Raw genomic sequence first — 1,427 nt, forward strand, 5'->3', positions numbered from 1 at the left:
ATCAGGGTCCCTCCTGGCCGCATGGGCTCGAGCCCGGGCCGGATCGGGGTGGATGGCTGTACGGCTGGGCGCGGCGACGGCGGAGCGGTGCTCTACGCGGTCGGCGCCGGCGAACTCACAGGGAACCCATGTGCAGGACAGTACGCTGTCACAGCCGCTATGGCAATACGATACGTCTCGTCTTTTCTTGTGGCTGGCGTCACCGTCCGGATGCCGGGCGTGGGGGAGGGGCGGCTGATGGGCGGCGCCCGGTCGTATCGGCGGGAATCGCGACACGGAGTGCGGAGGCAGGCGTATTTCACCCACTCGGCTGCCAGGGCACCCGCCGGCATCAGGCACGGCGTTGGGCCACTGCTCCGCGCGCGCGGGGAGATGGCCTTCGCTCGTGGTCACGGTGCCGGACTCGTCACCACTGATCCGCGTGCACTCGGTGTCTGGCGCCGGAGTTGGCAGATCCGGCGGGGACGGCGGCAACGGCACCCGCAGCGATGTCTGACCGGCCCGGAGGGTATCCGCGGCCCTGGCGGAGTCCGGGGCGGTGGCGGCCCCGGCCAGGGCGTGCCCGCGCTCGCGCAGGTCGCCGGCGTGCCGCCGGTGCTCCTCGGCGAGGGCGTTGGCGAAACGCTCGAAGTCGGAGCGGGTGGTGGTCAGGCCGTGGGGCTGTGCGGTTTCGCGGAAGAGGATTCCTGTCGTGCGGGGCTGGGTTCGTGTGAGGTCCTCGGTCGGCTCGCGCGGACCGCCGGCTCAGGCGGTACGGACACGTTCCAGGAGTTCGTCGACACTGTCGACACCCTTGTATTTCTTGAAGGCGGGGGCGAGTTCGTGGACGAGGGTGACGCAGCGCGGGGCGCCGATTTTCTTGGCAAGGGCGAGGGACTGGGTGGCGGCTTGGGCGGCCCGGTCGGCCTCGCCGGCGTTGAGGAAGCTGCCCGCCTCGTAGGTGAGAAAGACCGCTTTGGTCTTGTTGCGGGCGGCGGGGAGCAGGGCCATGCCTTCTTCGATCAGTTCGCGGGCGCGTTCGGGCTGGCCGCCATCGAGCTGGCACTGTCCGGAGTCCACCAGCAGGTCGGCGGGTGACATCCATGAGCACCAGGCGGGCGGATCCCCTGCGGAACGTGCCAGTTCCTGCTCTGCGGCGGCCAGGGAGCGGCGGCAGTTGCGGTCCTCTCCGAGCGCGGCCTGCGCGCGGGCGAGGCGAAGGTTCAGCAGGGAGCGGGCGGTGGGGTGCTGGGTGCGCAGAACGGCGCTTTCGAGGATCTCCGCGGCGGTCTTGGGGTCTTTCAACCAGGTGGCCTGGTAGGCGAGGTCGGACATGACGCCGGCGCCGAGGTCGCGGTCTCCGGAGGCGTGGGCGCTGTGCAGGGCTCCGTGCCAGAAGCGTCCGGCGGCAGCGTGTTTCCCTTGGTCGAAGCGGTGCCAGCCGACCG

The 1,427-nt window shown here is 70.8% G+C and carries 1 pseudogene; it reads right to left on the reverse strand.

The features are described from left to right. Positions 1-744: 744 nt before the first annotated feature. A pseudogene (locus ACQKIP_RS47405) lies at positions 745-1,427 on the reverse strand (XRE family transcriptional regulator); the annotation flags it as partial.

It is taken from the genome of Streptomyces sp. NPDC059900 (assembly GCF_050270335.1).
Lineage (GTDB): Bacteria > Actinomycetota > Actinomycetes > Streptomycetales > Streptomycetaceae > Streptomyces.